The 17578-nt window shown below is 73.4% G+C and carries 19 protein-coding genes; 4 read left to right on the top strand and 15 right to left on the bottom strand.

The window, feature by feature from the left end:
* Positions 1-54 precede the first annotated feature (54 nt).
* Both rpsO and C1I92_RS27100 read right to left on the bottom strand, forming a co-directional pair.
* Positions 55-357 carry a 30S ribosomal protein S15 gene (rpsO, locus tag C1I92_RS27105; protein ID WP_199521642.1) on the bottom strand — a complete coding sequence of 101 codons (303 nt, stop codon included), beginning with the start codon at positions 355-357 and terminating at the stop codon, positions 55-57.
* Between the two features lie 75 nt (positions 358-432).
* Positions 433-1659 carry an NsdA family TPR-like regulatory protein gene (locus C1I92_RS27100; RefSeq protein ID WP_199521641.1) on the bottom strand — a complete coding sequence of 409 codons (1227 nt, stop codon included), beginning with the start codon at positions 1657-1659 and terminating at the stop codon, positions 433-435.
* Positions 1660-1786: 127 nt separating this feature from the next.
* Here C1I92_RS27100 and C1I92_RS27095 point away from each other — a divergent pair, with 127 nt between their 5' ends.
* Together C1I92_RS27095 and C1I92_RS27090 are read left to right on the top strand one after the other, a co-directional pair.
* Entirely contained in the window at positions 1787-3160 is a 1374-nt protein-coding gene (locus C1I92_RS27095; RefSeq protein WP_111257749.1) for a macrolactam cyclase family protein, read from the top strand.
* A 32-nt stretch (positions 3161-3192) separates the two neighbouring features.
* The gene (locus C1I92_RS27090) at positions 3193-3732 is read left to right on the top strand and encodes a GNAT family N-acetyltransferase (protein ID WP_111257748.1); all 540 of its coding nucleotides are present in this window, start codon (positions 3193-3195) and stop codon (positions 3730-3732) included.
* On the opposite strand, the gene C1I92_RS27085 is transcribed toward C1I92_RS27090, so the two are convergent.
* The 11 genes from C1I92_RS27085 to rimP form a co-directional block, all read right to left on the bottom strand.
* Positions 3729-4670, bottom strand: a complete 942-nt coding sequence (locus C1I92_RS27085; RefSeq protein WP_111257747.1) for a bifunctional riboflavin kinase/FAD synthetase — start codon at positions 4668-4670, stop codon at positions 3729-3731. The genes C1I92_RS27090 and C1I92_RS27085 overlap by 4 nt on opposite strands.
* Before the next feature lie 42 nt (positions 4671-4712).
* Positions 4713-6278, bottom strand: a complete 1566-nt coding sequence (locus tag C1I92_RS27080) for a DHA2 family efflux MFS transporter permease subunit (protein WP_158564291.1) — start codon at positions 6276-6278, stop codon at positions 4713-4715.
* A complete protein-coding gene (locus tag C1I92_RS27075; protein ID WP_111257745.1) occupies positions 6275-6736 on the bottom strand; it encodes a MarR family winged helix-turn-helix transcriptional regulator in 462 nt (153 codons plus the stop codon). Before C1I92_RS27075 ends, C1I92_RS27080 begins: the two co-directional genes overlap by 4 nt.
* An 82-nt stretch (positions 6737-6818) precedes the next feature.
* Positions 6819-7262: a MarR family winged helix-turn-helix transcriptional regulator gene (locus C1I92_RS27070; protein ID WP_111257744.1), complete on the bottom strand. Its 444-nt coding sequence runs from the start codon at positions 7260-7262 to the stop codon at positions 6819-6821.
* Entirely contained in the window at positions 7259-8131 is an 873-nt protein-coding gene (gene truB / locus C1I92_RS27065; RefSeq protein WP_111257743.1) for a tRNA pseudouridine(55) synthase TruB, read from the bottom strand. Before truB ends, C1I92_RS27070 begins: the two co-directional genes overlap by 4 nt.
* Positions 8124-8624 (bottom strand): 30S ribosome-binding factor RbfA, encoded by a 501-nt coding sequence (rbfA, locus tag C1I92_RS27060; protein ID WP_111257742.1) that lies wholly within the window; start codon positions 8622-8624, stop codon positions 8124-8126. The genes truB and rbfA overlap by 8 nt, the downstream gene beginning before the upstream one ends.
* 4 nt (positions 8625-8628) lie before the next feature.
* Positions 8629-8928: a DUF503 domain-containing protein gene (locus tag C1I92_RS27055; protein WP_111257741.1), complete on the bottom strand. Its 300-nt coding sequence runs from the start codon at positions 8926-8928 to the stop codon at positions 8629-8631.
* Between the two features lie 109 nt (positions 8929-9037).
* Positions 9038-12085 (bottom strand): translation initiation factor IF-2, encoded by a 3048-nt coding sequence (gene infB, locus C1I92_RS35365; RefSeq protein WP_111257740.1) that lies wholly within the window; start codon positions 12083-12085, stop codon positions 9038-9040.
* A gap of 90 nt (positions 12086-12175) precedes the next feature.
* A complete protein-coding gene (locus C1I92_RS27045; RefSeq protein ID WP_111257739.1) occupies positions 12176-12484 on the bottom strand; it encodes a YlxR family protein in 309 nt (102 codons plus the stop codon).
* Between the two features lie 63 nt (positions 12485-12547).
* Positions 12548-13549: a transcription termination factor NusA gene (gene nusA / locus C1I92_RS27040; protein WP_111257738.1), complete on the bottom strand. Its 1002-nt coding sequence runs from the start codon at positions 13547-13549 to the stop codon at positions 12548-12550.
* 4 nt (positions 13550-13553) lie between these two features.
* On the bottom strand, positions 13554-14048 hold the full coding sequence (rimP, locus tag C1I92_RS27035) for a ribosome maturation factor RimP (RefSeq protein ID WP_111257737.1): 495 nt from the start codon (positions 14046-14048) through the stop codon (positions 13554-13556).
* A 134-nt stretch (positions 14049-14182) separates the two neighbouring features.
* On the opposite strand from rimP, the gene C1I92_RS27030 reads away from it, so the two are divergent.
* Positions 14183-14689 carry a hypothetical protein gene (locus tag C1I92_RS27030; RefSeq protein ID WP_146605306.1) on the top strand — a complete coding sequence of 169 codons (507 nt, stop codon included), beginning with the start codon at positions 14183-14185 and terminating at the stop codon, positions 14687-14689.
* Positions 14686-15147 carry a ferritin-like domain-containing protein gene (locus tag C1I92_RS27025; RefSeq protein WP_199521639.1) on the top strand — a complete coding sequence of 154 codons (462 nt, stop codon included), beginning with the start codon at positions 14686-14688 and terminating at the stop codon, positions 15145-15147. The genes C1I92_RS27030 and C1I92_RS27025 overlap by 4 nt, the downstream gene beginning before the upstream one ends.
* On the opposite strand, the gene C1I92_RS27020 is transcribed toward C1I92_RS27025, so the two are convergent.
* The gene (locus C1I92_RS27020; RefSeq protein ID WP_111257735.1) at positions 15144-16034 is read right to left on the bottom strand and encodes an alpha/beta fold hydrolase; all 891 of its coding nucleotides are present in this window, start codon (positions 16032-16034) and stop codon (positions 15144-15146) included. The two genes, C1I92_RS27025 and C1I92_RS27020, sit on opposite strands and share 4 nt — an antisense overlap.
* A gap of 46 nt (positions 16035-16080) precedes the next feature.
* A complete protein-coding gene (gene sthA, locus C1I92_RS27015) occupies positions 16081-17493 on the bottom strand; it encodes a Si-specific NAD(P)(+) transhydrogenase (RefSeq protein ID WP_111257734.1) in 1413 nt (470 codons plus the stop codon).
* Positions 17494-17578 lie beyond the last annotated feature (85 nt).

Here is a 17578-nt window from a genome sequence, read left to right as displayed (position 1 = left end):
TGAAATGCCGAGGGAGCGGATTCCCATGCGGGGGTCCGCTCCCTCGGCGTCAGCTCATCGGCGCAGGCCGAGCTTCTCGATCAGCGCACGGTAGCGCGTGATGTCGACTCGCTGCAGGTACTTGAGCAGCCGGCGGCGCTGGCCGACCAGCAGCAGCAGCCCGCGGCGGCTGTGGTGGTCGTGCTTGTGCACCTTCAGGTGCTCGGTGAGGTGGTTGATGCGGTGCGTGAGCAGCGCGACCTGCACCTCGGGCGAGCCCGTGTCGCCCTCGACGCGGGCGTGCTCGGCCATGATCGTCTGCTTGGTCTTCGTGTCGGTCGGCACGGGACTCCATCTCTGACTCGTTGCGCGGCGCATCCGGGCATGTCCACCGGTGCACTCTCTAACCGCGGCCGTTCTGACGGCGGCGCCAAGGATACCAGCGCGCCCCTGTCAAGACCCAATCGACCCCGCGGCGCCGAGGTCGCGCACCCGCTCCAGATAGTCGCCCGCCGGGCCCTCCTCCGGGAACCGCGCGCGCAGCTCCGCGGCCAGCTCGTCCGCGGCCAGGTGCAGCGAGGGCAGCGAGCGCCGGTGGCCGGCCGAGATCGCCCTCGACCCCTCGTCGACCGCCTGCTCCAGCTCGCCCGAGCGCGCGGCGACGACGCCGAGGGTGATCCGCGCCTCCGCGACCCGCATCGGCGCGCGGTGCGCGGCGCCGGAGGCGACGATCTCCTGGGCCAGGCTGCGCGCGACCGAGTCGACCCCGACGATGCGGTAGACGTCCATCGCGTAGAAGTCGAACTTGGCCGGGTCGACGACGAAGTGGTGCGCGACGTTGTCCGGGTACGGCTGCGCGTCCAGCGCATCGCGGCCGCGGTCCAGTGCGACCTCGACCTGGCGCCGGTCCCCCATCCGGGCCCACGCCTTGGCCTCCTGCGCGGCCAGCTGGGCGGCGACGCCGAACTCGCCCGCGACGGCGCGCCCGGCCCGCGCGGCCTCGATCACGCCGCGGTAGTCGCCGGAGGTCAGCGCGAACCAGGCGCGCATCTCGTGCGCCCAGCCCTGGATCTCCGCACTGCCCGCCTCGGCGCCCAGGCCCAGCGCGGCCCGCCGGGTGGCCTCGGCGACGCGCGCCTGGCCCAGGTCGTACTCGACGCAGCCGACCAGCAGCGCGAGCCACCCGGCCAGCGCCAGCACCTCCTGGTGCTGTGCCAGCGTGAGCCGGCGCTGCCGCAGGTCGGCGACGCGGGTGAGCCACTCGCGGCCCTCGGACAGCAGCTGGTCGGCCGGTAGGTAGGAGTACTCGCAGCACAGCCGGTCGACGGTGATCCGCAGCGCCTCCAGGGTGGCGGCGTCGACGTCGGAGCGCTGCAGTCGGGTGACGATCTCCAGCGTGTCCATGCCGGTGCCGGCGATCTCGGCCGGCCGCGACGGGCCCGGGAAGATCGCGTAGCGGGTGGTGCCGAAGGTCTTCGCGATCAGCGCCTGGTACCGGCCGCTGGGCAGGGCGTCGCCGGCCTCCCACGACTTCCACCGGCGCAGGACGTGCTCGCGGCCCGGCAGCGACGCGTCGCCGTGCGCCAGCAGCGCCCGCACCGCGTCGGCCTGGGACCAGCCGCGCAGGTGCCGTTCGCGCCGGATGCGCTGGGCCCACGCGGGCGCGGAGTCCCCTGCCATGCGGTCAAGTCTCACATGACGGCCGGTGACGCACCAGGGTGACGAGCGCGCGTCACCGACTCGACACCTTCCCCTCACCGCGCCGACCAGGGATCGTCGATTGCCAGCCGATGGGAGGAGGCCGACGGTGAACACGCGCTGGTTCGGCGGCGCCACCGGGCTGCTGGGGACGGCTCGCAGCCCGGCGGGTTCGCGCCTGCTGACGACCTACCCCGCGACGTGGATCGTCGGCGACTGGCCGGCCGGGCACGTGCGCGTCCTGCGCCGCCCCACGGGGACGCTGCTCGTGCTCGGCCCCTGCTCGGCGAGCACGTGGGACCTGCAGCGGCTGCCCGACGACCTGCCCGACCGGGCCGCGGTCGCCTGGTCCGGCGCCTACACGCTGGTGTTCACGTCGGTGGACGGCTCGGTGACGGTGCTGACGGACCCGGCCTGCGCCCGTCCGGTCTACCTCACCCGGACCGTCAGCAACGCCGTCGTCTGGGCGTCCAGCTCCCGCGCCCTCGCCGGCCTGACCCACGCGGACGTCGACGAGTCCTGGGTGGCCGCGAGCCTCGCCCTGCCGCGGGCCACGCTGCCGGGCCGGTCGGCATGGACCGGCGTCGGGCTGGTCCCGCCCGGGCACCGGCTGCGCATCCTGGCCGGCCGGACGCCGACGACCGAGCCGGCCTGGCGCCCGCCGCGCACGTCGCGGAACCGGTCCGCCGCCGGCCGGATCCGCGACATCCTGGCCGACGGCGTCGCGTGCCGCCTCGACGGCTCGCCGGCCGCGCCCGGTGAGCCGGGCACGCCCGGTGAGCCGGGCACGCTCGTCGAGCTCCCGCCCACCGACGAGCCGGCGCCGTCCGCCCTCGCCTGGGGCCGCGTGGCGGCCGAGCTCGCCGCCCTGCGTGCGGCCGGCGCCGGCTGCCGCCTCTCCGCGGACGGCGCCGACACGCTCGTCGCGTCGCCCGCGCGGTTCGCCCAGCTGGTCCGGGCCGGCCGCTCCCCCGCCGCCGCGCTCACGCCTGAGGCACGCGAGCGGGTCGCCGCCCTCGTCCGGGAGGCGCCCGCCCGGGACCGCGGCGGCGCGAACCGCTTCCTGCTCGACGGGGTCCGCCGCGCGGCCCGGACGGCGCGGGCCGAGGCGCAGCTGGCCGACGCGTTCGGCGTCGCGCTGGAGCACCCGTACCTCGACGCCCGCCTGCTCGACGCGATGCTGGCCGTGCCGGCGCACCGCCGGGCCCTGCCAGACGTCGTCGGGCCGCCCCTCGCCTCCGCCGCCGACCGTCACCGCGGCGTGCACGACGACCTCGGCGACCTCCTGGAGCTGGCCGACGGCGAGCTGGTGCGGCGCCGGCTGGTCCGGCCGGACTGGCTGCGCCGTCAGCTCACCCGCGCCGCGCTCGGCCTGGACGTGAGTTGGAGCCGGCTGGCCCGGGTGATCGCCACCGAGACCTGGCTGCGTCAGGTCGCGCACGACCGGCCGCCGGCCTGGGTCCCGGCCGGACTGACGTCATGACCCCACGACCGCCCGAGTGCCTGGAGACGTCCATGAACGATCCGCATGTCCTGCTCAGCGGCGAGCGGCTGGCCCTCGGCCTGCCACGGGCCGAGGGCCAGCGTTCGTACCAGCGCTGGGAGAACGACCCGGCGACCATCCACGGACACGGCGCCCGGCTGCGCCCGGCGTGCGAGTCGCCGGCACGGGCCGGACGGGGCCGGTTCGAGCTGGTCCGGCTGTCCGACTCCGCGCCGGTCGGCCTGTCGGTCCTGCGGATCGACCAGGCGGCGCGGACGGCGGAGTTCACCATGCTGCTGGCGCCGGCGGCGCGCGGGCAGGGGCTCGGCACCGAGGCGGCGGTGCTGACCCTGGACTGGGCCTTCCACGCGGCGGCGCTGCGGATGGTGTGGCTGACGATCCTGGAGCCGAACGTGCCGGCGATCCGGGCCTACGAGTGGGCCGGGTTCCGCACCGCCGGACGGCTGCGGGACGCCGGCTGGTGGCGCGGCGAGCCGTGCGACGGGCTGCTGATGGACGCGGTGCGCGCGGACTTCCCCGGCCCGAGCCGGGTCCCCGCCGACGTCACCTAGACACCGAGGACGACGCGGGCCTTGGCGACGTCGTCGTGCATGGTGGCGACGAGGTCGTCGATGGAGTCGAACTTCAGGGTGGGGCGCAGCCGCTCGACGAACTCGAGCAGGATCTCGTCGCCGTAGAGGTCGAGGTCGGTGCGGCCGAGCACGTAGGCCTCCACCCGCCGCGACTCGCCGGCGAACGTCGGGTTGGTGCCGATCGAGATCGCCGCCGGCAGCCGCTCCCGGTCCGACGTGCGCGCCAGCCAGCCCGCGTAGACGCCGTCGGCGGGCACCATGCCGTCGGCGTCGGCGGCCAGGTTCGCCGTCGGGAAGCCGAGCTCGCGGCCGCGCTTGTCGCCCTCGACGACGACGCCGCGCAGCCGGTGCGGCCGGCCCAGGATCTCGGTGGCGCCGGCGACGTCGCCGGCGGTCAGCAGCTCGCGCACCCAGGTCGACGACCAGCGGCGGGCGCCGTCGGGGGTGCTGACGTCGTCGATCACCTCGACGGTGAACCCGTACTCCGAGCCCAGCGCCAGCATCGTCGACAGGTCCCCCGCGTTCTGCCAGCCGAACCGGACGTCGTGGCCGACGACGACGGTGACGGCGCGCAGGCCGTCGACGAGGAAGCGGCGGACGAACTCCTCCGGCGACTGCCGGGCGAACTCCCAGGTGTAGGGCTGGACGAGCACCGCGTCCAGGCCGGTCGACGCGAGCAGCTCCAGCTTGTCGCGCACGCCGGTGATCAGCGCCGGCGCGTCCTCGGGACGGTGCAGGACCCGCGGATGCGGGTCGAACGTGACGGCGACGGCCCGGGCGCCGGCCGCCGTGGCGTCGGCCACCATGCGGGTGAGCACCTGCCGGTGGCCGAGGTGGACGCCGTCGAAGTTGCCGATGGTGACGACCGACGGGCCGAACCCGGGAGGGACCTGGTCCAGATCGGTCCAGCGGTGCACGCGCGTTCTCCCGGGTTCGAGGCCTGTCGATCGACAAGGCCATTATGCCCGCGCGGCGATCCCCTCCAGCTCCGCCGCCTCGGCGTCGCCCACCGTCGTGCGCAGCGAGGTCTCCCGCATGAACAGCACGGCGACGAACGCCACCAGCGCGATCGCGCCGGCGATCAGGAACACCAGCGCGGTCCCGTCGCCGTACGCGTGCTCGACGATCGTGCGCACCGGCGCCGGCAGCCCGCTGAGGTCCAGCGAGGTGGAGCCGCCGTTCTGCGTCGCGTCGCCCGCGCCCGGGATGCCGGCCAGCCCCTCGGAGATGAGGTCCGTGACGTGCGTGGCCAGGATCGCGCCGAGGACGGAGACGCCGGCCGCGCCGCCGAGCGAGCGGAAGAACGTCACCGTCGACGTCCCGGCGCCGAGGTCGCGGTAGTCGAGGCCGTTCTGCGCGGCCAGCACCAGGTTCTGCATGCTCGACCCGACGCCGACGCCGAGGATGGCCATGTAGACGCCGATCCGCACCAGCGACGTCGTGTGGTCGATGGTCCCGAGCAGCCCGAGCCCGACGACGATCGCGCCGGCGCCCAGCACGAGGAACCGCTTCCACCGCCCGAACCTGGTGACCAGCTGACCGGTGATCGTCGACGCGAGCAGCAGGCCGACGATCATCGGCAGCGTCAGCAGGCCGGCCGCCGTCGGCGAGTAGCCGCGGGAGATCTGGAAGTACTGGCCGAAGAAGACCGCCGAGCCGAACATCGCGATGCCGATCGCGACGCTGGCGATGATGGCCAGCACCATCGTCCGCTGCCGCAGCAGCCGCGGCGGCACGACGGGGTCCTGGACCCGCCGCTCGACGAGGACGGCCAGCGCGATCAGCAGCACGCCGCCGGCGACGAGCGCCGCGCTCTGCCAGGACGCCCAGGCGAAGTCCTTGCCGGCCAGCGTCACCCAGATCAGCAGCACGCTGATGCCGCCGGGGATGAGCAGCGCGCCCAGCCAGTCGATCTTCGTGTCCGAAGTCAGCACCGGCAGCTTGAGCGTCCGCTGCAGCAGCACGAGCGCGGCGACGCCGAACGGGACGCCGACCCAGAAGCACCAGCGCCAGCCGAGGCTGGAGTCGACGAGGAACCCGCCGAGCAGCGGGCCGCCGACCGTCGCCACCGCCATCACGGCGCCGAAGTAGCCCATGTACCGCCCGCGTTCGCGCGGGCTGACGATCGAGGCCATCACGATCTGCACCAGCGCCTGCAGGCCGCCGAGGCCCAGGCCCTGCAGCACTCGGAAGCCGATCAGCTGCTCGGTGCTCTGCGAGAACCCGGCGAGGACGGAGCCGAGCACGAAGACGGTGATGGAGAGCTGGACGAGCAGCTTCTTGTTCATGCGGTCGGCCAGCTTGCCCCAGATCGGGGTGGTGGCCGTGGCCGCGAGGAGGGTCGCCGTCACGACCCACGTGTACTGGTCCTGGTTGCCGCCGAGATCGCCGATGATGCGCGGCAGCGCGTTGGCGACGATCGTCCCGGACAGCATCGCCACGAACATGGCGAGCAGCAGCCCGGACATCGCCTCCAGCACCTGCCGGTGGCTCATCGGCGCCGGCGCGGCATCCACAGTCGTCATCGGACGCGTTCCCTTCCTCCGCACAGTTCCTCGCGGAGATCTCCGTTCAGCTTGGTGAGCAGCTCGACCAGCTGCCGGGCCTGCGCCTCGTCCCAGTCGGCGAGAGCGGCGGCGACGATCTCGCCGCTGCGGTCGCGGGCCCGCAGGAGCACGGCGTGGCCGTCGGCGGTGAGGTCGAGGATGCCGGCGCGCGCGTCGTCCGGGTCCGGACGGCGCTCCACCAGCCCCCGCTCCACCAGCTCGGCCGCCTGCCGGCTGGCGACGGACGGGTCCACCTGCAACTGGTCGGCCAGTGCCGTCAGCCGCATCGGTCCGCCCTTGCTCAGCGCGGCGAGCATGCCGCCCAGGGTCGGACCCACGCCCTCGTAGATCTCGACGTGGCGGTGGGTGAGGAGCTTCCCCAGCCGGACCAGGAGCCGTCCCTGGTCGACCAGCTCGCTCCAGACATCGCCGCTCATCGCGCGCGTCACCGCCTCGGTTGGTTGGCTGTTGCAACTATATGGGTAAATGGTTGCAGCAACCAACTTTATTCCGCCGAGCCTACTCCTGGGCCAGGGACGTGTTCAGGCGTTCGAGCAGAACGGCCAGCGTGTCGACGTCGGCGACCGGCCAGTCCTCGAGCGCCGCGCCGAACCAGCGGCCGCGTGCCTCGCGCAGCTGCTGGACGCGGGCGCGGCCGGCGTCGGTGATGTGCAGCAGCCGTGCGCGGCCGTCCTGCGGGTCGGGCACCCGCTGGATCAGCCCCATCGACTCCATCTGGGCGATCTGCCGGCTGACGGTCGACTTGTCCAGCCCCAGCCGCTCGACCAGGTCCGCGGCGCGCACGTCGCCACCGTCGAGGAGCAGGCCGAGCAGCCCGTACGCGGCCAGCTCCAGGCCGTCGTCGACCTGCCGGGCGAGGTCGATGGACAGCCGGCGCACCCGCCGCCACAGCACCGAGAGCTCGGCCTCGAGCCGCTCGTTGACCTGCTGCCGATCGCTCATACGAACACCGCCAGGTGCTTCGCCCGGGAACCCCGGTCCTCGACGAGGGACAGCAGCGTACCGTCCGGGCCGAACACGGCGACCGGGCCCGGTCCGCGCCCGGTGGCCGGCAGCGGCATCCCGTGCGCGACGCGGCCGGCGGTCTCGGCGTCGACGTCCAGCCGCGGGAACGCCGCGGCGGCCGCCTCGGCCAGCGGCAGCACGGCGAACTGCTCCGCCAGCGCGTCGAGCGTCCGCGCGCGGTCCAGGCGATAGGGACCCACCGCCGTGCGGCGCAGCGCGGTCAGATGGCCGCCGACACCCAGCGACGCGCCGAGGTCGCGGGCCAGCGCCCGGATGTAGGTGCCGGACGAGCAGGCGACGGAGACATCGAGGTCGACGTGCGCGCCGTCGCGGCGGGTGGCCAGCACGTCGAACCGGGTGACGACGACGTCGCGCGGCGGCAGCTCGACGTTCTCGCCGGACCGGACCCGGTGGTAGGAGCGGACGCCGTCGATCTTCACGGCGGAGACGGCGCTCGGCACCTGCTGGATCGCTCCGGTCAGCGCGGCGACCCCGGCGGCGATGGCGTCGTCGGTGACGGCGGACGCGTCGGCCCGCGCCGTCACCTCGCCCTCGGCGTCGTCGGTGACGGTGGTCGCGCCGAGCCGGATGGTGGCGTCGTACTCCTTCGCCGTCAGCGCCAGGTGGCCGAGCAGCCGGGTGGCCTTGCCGACGCCGACGACCAGCACGCCGGTGGCCATCGGGTCCAGCGTGCCGGCGTGGCCGACGCGGCGGGTGCCGGCCAGCCTGCGGATCCGGGCGACGACGTCGTGCGACGTCCAGCCGGTGGGCTTGTCGACGACGACGAGGCCGTCGGGGTCAGCCACGAGCGTCGTCGTCGCTCTCGTCCCCAGTCGAGTGATCGGCCGGGTCGTCCGCCTCGTCCTCGTCGTCCTCGTCCTCGGCCGGCTTGCGGTACGGGTCGGGGTCGCCGGCGTACTCCGCCTCGGCCGCCGCCCGGGCCACCCGCTCGTCGGACTCGCGGGCGCTGCGCAGCAGCTCGTCGATGTTCGCGGCGTTCTCCGGGATCGCGTCGGCGACGAACTCCAGCGTCGGCGTGAACCGGACGCCGGTGCGCCGGCCCACCTCCGAGCGCACCAGGCCCTTGACGCTCTCCAGCGCCGCCGCCGTGGCCGAGCGCTCCTCGTCGGAGCCGTAGACGGTGTAGAAGACGGTCGCGTCGCGCAGGTCACCGGTGATGCGCGCGTCGGTGACCGTCACGAACCCCAGCCGGGGATCCTTGACCCTGCGCTCCAGCGTCTCGGCCGCGATCTCGCGGATCCGGTCGGCCAGCTTGCGTGCCCGCGCTGGATCGGCCATGGCACTACTCCTCGTCCTCATCGTTGTGGATCCGCCGCCGGGTGGAGAGCAGCTCGATCTCCGGGCGGTCCGCGACGTGCTGCTCGACGGCGTCGAGCACGTCGATGCACTGCCGGGAGTCACCGGCGACGACGGCGACGCCCACCTCCGCACGTCGGTGCAGGTCCTGGTGACCCACCTCGGCGGCGGCGACGTCGAAACGGCGCCGCAGCTCGGCCACGACGGGCCGCACCACGGCGCGCTTCTGCTTCAGCGAGTGGACATCGCCGAGCAGCAGGTCGAACGTGATCGTTCCGACGAACACTCGTTCTCCTGAGAGGCCACGGCGGGTGAGCTCCCGCTCCGCCAGGACTGCATGCCTGGCGAAGCGGGAGCACCCCTCCTTGACGTGATCATTCGGCTGGCGCCGAGGATCAGCCGCGCGGCTTCTCCTTCATCTCGTAGGTCTCGATCCGGTCGCCGACCTTGATGTCGTTGAACGAGCCGAGGCTGATACCGCACTCGAACCCGTCGCGCACTTCGGTGACGTCGTCCTTCTCGCGCCGCAGCGACACGATCGTGAGACCCTCGCCGACCACCACGCCGTCGCGGACCAGCCGCGCCGACGCGTTGCGCCGCATGATGCCGTCGGTGACCATGCAACCGGCGATGTTGCCGATCCTGGACGACCGGAACACCTCGCGGATCTCCGCCGTGCCGAGCTGGACCTCCTCGAACTCCGGCTTGAGCATGCCCTTGAGGGCCGCCTCGATCTCCTCGATCGCCGCGTAGATGACCGAGTAGTACCGGATCTCCACACCCTCGCGGTCGGCCAGGTCCTCGACCGTCCGGCTCTGCGGCCGGACGTTGAAGCCGATGATGATGCCCTGGTCGATGGAGGCGAGGTTGACGTCGTTGGCCGTGATGGCGCCGACGCCGCGGTGGATGATGTTGAGGTTGACCTCGTCGCCCACGTCGATCTTGAGCAGCGCGTCCTCGAGCGCCTCGACCGAGCCGGACACGTCGCCCTTGAGGATCAGGTTCAGCGTCTCGACCTTGCTCTCGGCCATGAAGCTCTCGAGCGTGACCCGCTTCCGGGCCTTGGCCAGGGCGGCGTTGCGCTCCATGGCCTCGCGCTTCTCGGCGATCTGGCGCGCGGTGCGGTCGTCGTCGGCGACGAGGAACTTGTCGCCGGCGCCGGGCACCGCGGTCAGGCCGAGCACCAGGACCGGCCGCGACGGCTTGGCCTCCTCGACCGGCTTGCCGTACTCGTCGAGCATGGCGCGGACCCGGCCGTAGGACTGACCCGTGACGATGGCGTCGCCCGGGCGCAGCGTGCCGCGCTGCACCAGGACGGTGGCCACCGGGCCACGGCCGCGGTCGAGGTGACCCTCGATCGCGACGCCGCGCGCCGGCATGTCGGGGTTGGCCCGCAGGTCCAGCGCCGCGTCGGCGGTCAGCAGGACGGCCTCGAGCAGCTTGTCGATGTTCAGCCCCGGCTTCGCCGCGACGTCGACGAACATCGTGTCGCCGCCGTACTCCTCGGCCACCAGGTTGTACTCGGTGAGCTGCTGGCGGATCTTCGCCGGGTTGGCGCCCTCGACGTCGATCTTGTTGACCGCGACGACGATCGGGACGCCGGCCGCCTGGGCGTGGTTCAGCGCCTCGATGGTCTGCGGCATCACGCCGTCGTCGGCCGCCACCACGAGGATGACGATGTCGGTCACCTGCGCACCACGGGCACGCATGGCGGTGAACGCCTCGTGACCCGGGGTGTCGATGAAGGTGATCGCCCGCTGCTCGCCGTCGTGCTCGACCGAGACCTGGTAGGCGCCGATGTGCTGGGTGATGCCACCGGCCTCGGACTCGACGATGTTCTCCTTGCGGATCGCGTCGAGCAGCTTCGTCTTACCGTGGTCGACGTGGCCCATGACGGTGACCACCGGCGGCCGGGCCGCCAGCGCGTCCTCGTCGCCCTCTTCGGCGTCGAAGTCGATGTCGAACGACTCCAGCAGCTCGCGGTCCTCGTCCTCCGGCGACACCATCTGGATCTCGTAGCCGAGCTCCTCGCCCAGCAGCCGGAAGGTGTCCTCGTCGACCGACTGCGTGGCCGTGACCATCTCGCCCAGGCCGAACAGCACCTGGACCAGCTGCGCGGGGTCGACGTCGATCCGCTCGGCGAAGTCGGCCAGGGACGCGCCGCGCGGCAGCCGGACGGCCTCGCCGTTGCCGCGGGGCAGCCGCACACCACCGATGGTGGGCGCCTGCATGTTGTCGTACTCCTGGCGCTTCTGCCGCTTGCTCTTGCGGCTCTTCGCCGGCCGGCCACCGGGACGGCCGAACGCGCCGGCCGTGCCACCGCGGCCGCGACCGCCGCCGCCACCGGGACGGCCACCGCCACCGGGGCCGCCGCCGAAGCCGCCGCCACCGCCGCCGGGACCACCCGGACGACCGCCGCCGCCACCGCCGCCGAAGCCGCCGGGACGACCGCCGCCACCGCCGCCACCGGGGCCGCCGGGACGGCCACCGCCGCCACCGGGACGACCGCCACGGTCACCGCCGGGACGGCCACCGCGCTCGCCGCCAGGGCCGCTGGGCCGCTGGGACGGACGAGGGGGCATCATGCCGGGGTTCGGCCGCGGGCCGCCGGGACCGGCGGAGCCGCCCGGACGCGGCGCCGGGCTACTGGGCCGCGGGCCGCCCGGACCGGCGGCGCCACGCCCGTCGCCGTCACGGCGCGGACGCTGCATGCCGGTGGAGCCACCGGACGAGAACGGGTTGTTGCCCGGACGCGGGCCGCCGCCGGGACGAGGCCGGCCCATGCCGGTGCTCTCGCCGCCGAACGGGTTGTTGCCCGGACGCGGACCGGCCGGACGCGGCGCGGCGGGGCCGGGCTTCGGCCCGCCCTGACGCGGCCGGTCGCCGCCGCCCTGGCGGGGCCGGTCGCCGGCTGGACGCTGGCCGCCGTCGGGTCGCTGGCCCTGGCCGGAGCCGGGGCGCTGCCCCTGACCGCCCTGGCTCGGGCCGCCCTGGCTCGGGCCGCTCTGGCCGGCGCCGGGCGCACCCGGACGCGGGCCCGGGCTGGGCGCCGGACCCGGCCGCGGGCCGGGCGCCGGACGGGTCGCCGGACGGGTCGCCGGCTCGGCCGGCTGCTCCGCGGGCGCCGGCGAGGCCGGGCGCGGGGCAGGCCGAGCCGTCGGCGCGGCGGGTGCCGGCGCCGGTGCGGCCGCACTGGGCGGGCCGCTGGGGCTGGGGGAAGGGGCCGCCGGCCTGGCCGTCGGGCCAGGGCTGCCGGGAGACCGCTTGGTTCCCTTGCCCGTCGATTGGTTGGCGAACGCGTCGCGAAGCTTACGGACGACGGGGGCCTCGACAGTCGACGATGCCGACTTGACGTACTCCCCGAGGTCGCCCAGCTTGCCGAGGACGTCCTTGCTCGTCACACCGAGCTCTTTCGCGAGCTCGTGTACCCGGACCTTTGCCACTGCTCTCCTTCTCGGCCCGGGCGTGTCGGCTCGGACCGGCTAGGTGGTGCGCGTGCTCATCGCTGCGTGCTCATCGAGCGCTCGTGAGCGTCACGTCGTGTCTCCTTCTTCCTCTCCGTCCGGCCGGTGCGGCCGTCCGGGTCGATCCTCGTGCCCGGCGAGCCATCGACGCAGCTCTAGATCGTCGAGCGGCCCCTCGGCGCGTAATGCGCGCGAGAACGCCCGACGACGCTCGGCTTGGTCGAGGCAACCCAGGTTCGGGTGCAGGTACGCACCGCGGCCCGGGAGCCGGCCGTCGTGGTCGGGAACCAGCGCCCGTTCGGCGCCGGCACCGCCCGCGACGACGCGGAGCAGTTCGGACTTCACCACGCGGGACCGGCAACCTACGCAGGTGCGCACAGGTGACCGGCCGGGCGCGCGGTCATTCACTCGAACAGTTTAGCGTCTATCGGGCCTGAACGGTCACGCGGGAGTGTCGGCGCCGGAATCGGCGGGTTCGGGCTCGGTGTCGGGCCGGATGTCGATGCGCCATCCGGTCAGCCGCGCGGCCAGCCGGGCGTTCTGCCCTTCACGGCCGATGGCCAGCGAGAGCTGGAAGTCGGGCACGGTCACGCGCGCGGACCGGGCGTCGGCGTCGACGATGTCGACCCGCTGCACTCTTGCCGGCGACAGCGCGTTCGCGACCAGCTCCGCCGGGTCCTCCGACCAGTCGACGATGTCGATCTTCTCGCCGTGCAGTTCGGTCATCACCGCGCGTACCCGCGAGCCCATCGGCCCGATGCAGGCGCCCTTGGCGTTCACGCCCGGCACCGTCGAGTAGACGGCGATCTTGGTGCGGTGGCCGGCCTCGCGGGCGATGCCGGCGATCTGCACGGTGCCGTCGGCGATCTCGGGCACCTCCAGCACGAACAGCTTCTTCACCAGGTTCGGGTGGGTGCGCGAGACGGTGATGATCGGGCCGTGCTGGCCCTTGCGGACCTGCACGACGTAGCAGCGGATGCGGCTGCCGTGCTCGTAGCGCTCCCCCGGCACCTGCTCGGCCGGCGGCAGCACCGCCTCGACCTTGCCGAGGCTGACCATGACGGTGCGCGGGTCGCGGCCCTGCTGGATGGTGCCGGAGACGATCTCGCCCTCGCGGTCGAGGAAGTCGCCGAAGGTGTTCTCGTCTTCGGCGTCGCGCAGCCGCTGCAGGATCTCCTGCTTCGCGGTGGTCGCGGCGATCCGGCCGAAGCCGTCGGGTGTGTCGTCCCACTCGCGCACGACGGCGCCGTCGTCGTCGAGCTCCTGCGCCCAGACCGTGACGTGCCCGGTCCGGCGGTCCAGCTCGACGCGGGCGCGCGGCTGGTGCGTCTCGGAGCGCTGGTAGGCGAGCAGCAGGGCACGCTCCGTCGCCTCGACGACCAGGTCGAAGGAGATGTCCTTCTCCCGCTCCAGTGCTCTCAGGAGCGAAAGGTCGATGTCCACGCTCTCAGTCCTCTTCCTCGAAGTCGTCGAGATCGGTGTCGGCGGTCTTGCGGAACTCGACCTGCACCTTGGCCTTGCGGACGTCGCCGTAGGCCAGCTCGCGGCCGGCGCCGTCGACGTCGAGCACGACGGTGTCGTCACCGGCGGACACGACCCGCCCGGTCACCTCGCCGCCCTCGTGCAGGATGGCGCGGACCAGCCGGCCGGTCGCGCGCGACCAGTGCCGCGGCAACGTCAGCGGCCGGGACACGCCGGGCGAGCTGACCTCGAGGGTGTAGGCGCGGTCGCCCATGACGTCGGACTCGTCGAGCACCTTGGAGATGTGCCGGGACACCTCGGCGCAGCGGTCGAGGTCGACCCCGCCGTCGGCGTCGACGATGATGCGCAGCCGGCTGCGCCGGCCGGCCTGGGACAGCTCCAGCTCTTCGAGGTCGAGCCCCTCCGACACCACGACGGGCTCGATGACCTGCTGCAGAAGGTCATGAGTGGCCGATGTCATCGGTTGCCCCTTCCTCGATCTCGAGTTGTCTCATGGACTGGCCGCGTTCTTGACGTCCTGCGGCCAAGAGTAGCCAAGACTACAGCTCGGACCAGTCATCCACGGGCACGTTCGCACCGGTTACGGTGTGGTCCGTGACGCAGAGGGTGGACGAGGGCCGGCGGCGGCTGCTCGCGCTGGTGGCCGGGGCTCCCGTGCTCGGCGCGGCGCTGGCCGCGTGCGCCGCGGACCCCCGCCCGAAGGCCGCGCCCGGGCCGCGTTCGGCGCTCGACGCGGACGTGAAGCTGCGCTGGCGGGCGGTGCGCTCGGAGCAGACGCTGCTGGCGCTGCACGCCGCGGTGGCGGCGGCACATCCGGACCTCGCGGCGACGCTGCAGCCGCTGACGGCGCATCACGACGAGCACCTGGCCGCGCTGGTGGCGGACGGGCCGCTGCCGTACGGCTTCTCACCGGACGCGGTCGTGGCGGCGCCGGAGGTGGCCGGGGACGCGGCCGGCGCGCTGGCCGCCGTCGCCGCCGCTGAACGGGCCGCCGCCGACACGTGTGTCGCCGCCTCGCTGGCCGCCGCCGGGCCGCGGCTGGCCGCCGTCCTCGCGACGATCGCCGGCTCCGAGGCCGGTCACGGGGTGGTGCTGGCGTGACGACGACACCGGCGCCCACGCCGGCGCCCTCCCCCTCGGCCGGCCCTGGGCTGGACGCCGCGCAGGCGGCCCTGGCCGGCGAGCACGCGTGCGTCTACGGCTATGGCGTCGCCGGTGCGCACCTGCCGGACCGGGCCGAGGAGGCGCTCGGCGCACTGACGGCGCACCGGTCCCGCCGCGACGCGCTCACCGCGCTGATCGTCGCCGCCGGCGCGGAACCTGGAGCGGCCGAACCGGGCTACGCGCTGCCGTCCCCCGTCACCGACCCGGCGTCCGCGCAGGCGCTGGCCGTCCTGCTGGAGCAGCGGCTCGGCGCGCTGTACGCGGACCTCGTCGGCGCGGCCGCCACCCCGGAACTGCGCGAGCTGGCCGTGCGCGCCGTCGTGGCCTCGTCGGTCCAGGCGCTGACCTGGGGCGGAGCGCCGTCGGCGTTCCCCGGCCTGGACGGCCGGGTCTAGCGGCCGGCGTCGTCGAGCACGTTCCCGGCGAAGGCGACCAGCTGGTCCGCGACCTCCGCGGCGTGCGTCTCGACGAAGAGGTGCCCGCCGTCGTAGAGGTGCGCCTCGAAGGTCTCCATCTCCTCGTGGTAGGCCAGCACCTCGGCGATGTCGAAGTAGACGTCGTGCCGGCCCCACAGCACCAGGCACGGCGGCTGGTGCTCGCGGTGGTAGGCCGCGATCTCGGGGAACCGGGCCACGTGGTGCTGGTAGTCGACGAAGAGCTGGAAGTGCGCCTCGACGTTGCCCGGCCGCGTCAGCCGCTCCCAGTCCAGGTGCCACGTCTCGCGCGGCTGCAGGGCCTGCAGTCGCGGCGACAGCCCGCTGAGGTACTGGTCGCGGGTGCCCTCGAAGGTGAGCCAGTCCGGCAGCTTCGCCCGGTTCTCCGCCGTCGGCTCGGCCCAGTACTGCCGCGCGGTGTCCCAGATGGTGCCCAGGCCCGCCTCGTGCGTGTTGCCGTTCTGCACGACCAGCCCCAGGATCCGGTCCGGGTGCCGCAGCGCGATCAGGTAGCCGACCGGCGTGCTGTAGTCGGTCACGTAGAGCACGAAGCGCCGCACGCCCAGGTCGTCGACCAGCGCCTCGATCGCCTCGGACAGCTGCTCGTAGGTGTACTCGTACTCGTCCGGCGGCGGCGCGTCGGAGAACCCGAACCCGGGCATGTCCGGCGCGACGACGTAGAAGCGCTCGCCGAGCACCGGGAGCACCGCGCGGAACGAGTGCGACGAGGCGGGGAAGCCGTGCAGGAGCAGCACCGCCGTCGAGGACGGAACGCCCGCCTCGCGGTAGTGCAGTCGCAGCCCGCCGACGTCGCGGAACAGGTGTCTGGTCCTGGCTGCGTGTCTCATGGCCGTAACCGTACCCAGCCACTCACTGGTTATTCTCAGCGGAAGCCTACAGATCAAATCGTTCCAATGCGCGCAGCTTGTTCGTGACGTCGAGCGCGGCCACCTTGTAGGCCTCGGACAGCGTCGGGTAGTTGAACACGGTGTCGACGAGGTAGTCGACGGTGCCGCCGCAGCCCATCACCGCCTGCCCGATGTGCACCAGGTCGGCAGCCCCGGTGCCGAACACGTGCACACCGAGGATATGCCGCGTCGCCGGGCTGACCAGCAGTTTCAGCATGCCGTAGGAGTCGCCGACGATCTGCCCGCGGGCCAGTTCGCGATAGCGGGAGATGCCGACCTCGTACGGGACGGCGTCCTCGGTCAGCTCGACCTCGGTGCGGCCGCAGTAGGAGATCTCCGGGATCGTGTAGATGCCGATCGGCTGGATCTCGCGCAGCTCGTTGGCCGGCTCGCCGAACGCGTGCAGCGACGCCAGGCGGCCCTGGTCCATGCTGGTCGCGGCCAGCGCCGGGAACCCGATGACGTCGCCGACGGCGAAGATGTGCGGCACCGTCGTCCGGTACTGCGCGTCGACGGTGATGCGGCCGCGCTTGTCGGCCTCGAGGCCGGCGTTCTCCAGGTCAAGGCCCGCCGTCATGCCCTGCCGGCCGGCGGAGTACATGACGGTCTCGGCCGGGATCCGCTTGCCGCTGGCCAGTGTCGTGACCGTGCCGTGCGCGCCGATCTCGACCTTCTCGACCTCCTCGCCGAAGCGGAACGTCACCGAGAGGTCGCGCAGGTGGAACTTCAGCGACTCGACCACCTCGGGGTCGCAGAACTCCAGCATGTGCGCCCGCTTCTCCACGACGGTGACGCGGGTGCCGGGCGCGGCGAACATCGACGCGTACTCGATGCCGATGACGCCGGCACCGACGACGACCATCGAGTCGGGGATCCGCTCCAGCGTGAGGATGCCGTCGGAGTCGACCACCCGGCCCTCGTCGAACTCGACGTGGGCCGGCCGGGCCGGCGAGGTACCGGTCGCGACGACGATGTTCGCGGCGGTGATCTGGCGCCGCTCCCCCGGTCCCTCGACGGCGACGGTGTGCGGGTCGACGAAGCGGGCGGAGCCGACCACGAGGTCGACGTGGTTGCGGAACAGCTGCGCCCGCACCACCTCGACCTCGCGGCCGATGACGTGCTGCGTCCGGGCCAGCAGGTCCTGCACGGTGATCTCGTGCTTCACCCGGTACGACTGGCCGTACAGCTCGCGCATGGACAGGCCGGTGAGGTAGAGGACGGCCTCGCGCAGCGTCTTCGACGGGATCGTGCCCGTGTTGACGCACACGCCGCCGATCATGTTCCGTCGATCGACGACGCACGCCCGTTTGCCCAGCTTCGCCGCCCCGATGGCCGCCTTCTGCCCGCCCGGGCCGGAGCCGATGACGAGAATGTCGTAGTCGTACCCGGGCTCGTCCATGCTGGCCGCCTCGTTCGCCGGGGGTCTGCCGTTGGCCTTGAGGGGCTGCCACCGTTGGCCGCCCCCGCTGCCCATTCTCCAAGCC

This window comes from Jiangella anatolica (genome assembly GCF_003236295.1).
Classification (GTDB): Bacteria; Actinomycetota; Actinomycetes; order Jiangellales; family Jiangellaceae; genus Jiangella; species Jiangella anatolica.
This window is presented reverse-complemented; position numbering and strand designations above follow the sequence as displayed.

What these genes read in the sequence shown, in the direction of transcription:
- rpsO (WP_199521642.1), bottom strand. Translation starts at nt 357, where the DNA reads ATGCGCCGCGCAACGAGTCAGAGATGGAGTCCCGTGCCGACCGACACG.
- C1I92_RS27100 (WP_199521641.1), bottom strand. Translation starts at nt 1,659, where the DNA reads ATGGCAGGGGACTCCGCGCCCGCGTGGGCCCAGCGCATCCGGCGCGAA.
- C1I92_RS27090 (WP_111257748.1), top strand. Translation starts at nt 3,193, where the DNA reads ATGAACGATCCGCATGTCCTGCTCAGCGGCGAGCGGCTGGCCCTCGGC.
- C1I92_RS27080 (WP_158564291.1), bottom strand. Translation starts at nt 6,278, where the DNA reads ATGACGACTGTGGATGCCGCGCCGGCGCCGATGAGCCACCGGCAGGTG.
- C1I92_RS27075 (WP_111257745.1), bottom strand. Translation starts at nt 6,736, where the DNA reads ATGAGCGGCGATGTCTGGAGCGAGCTGGTCGACCAGGGACGGCTCCTG.
- C1I92_RS27070 (WP_111257744.1), bottom strand. Translation starts at nt 7,262, where the DNA reads ATGAGCGATCGGCAGCAGGTCAACGAGCGGCTCGAGGCCGAGCTCTCG.
- rbfA (WP_111257742.1), bottom strand. Translation starts at nt 8,624, where the DNA reads ATGGCCGATCCAGCGCGGGCACGCAAGCTGGCCGACCGGATCCGCGAG.
- rimP (WP_111257737.1), bottom strand. Translation starts at nt 14,048, where the DNA reads ATGACATCGGCCACTCATGACCTTCTGCAGCAGGTCATCGAGCCCGTC.
- C1I92_RS27020 (WP_111257735.1), bottom strand. Translation starts at nt 16,034, where the DNA reads ATGAGACACGCAGCCAGGACCAGACACCTGTTCCGCGACGTCGGCGGG.
- sthA (WP_111257734.1), bottom strand. Translation starts at nt 17,493, where the DNA reads ATGGACGAGCCCGGGTACGACTACGACATTCTCGTCATCGGCTCCGGC.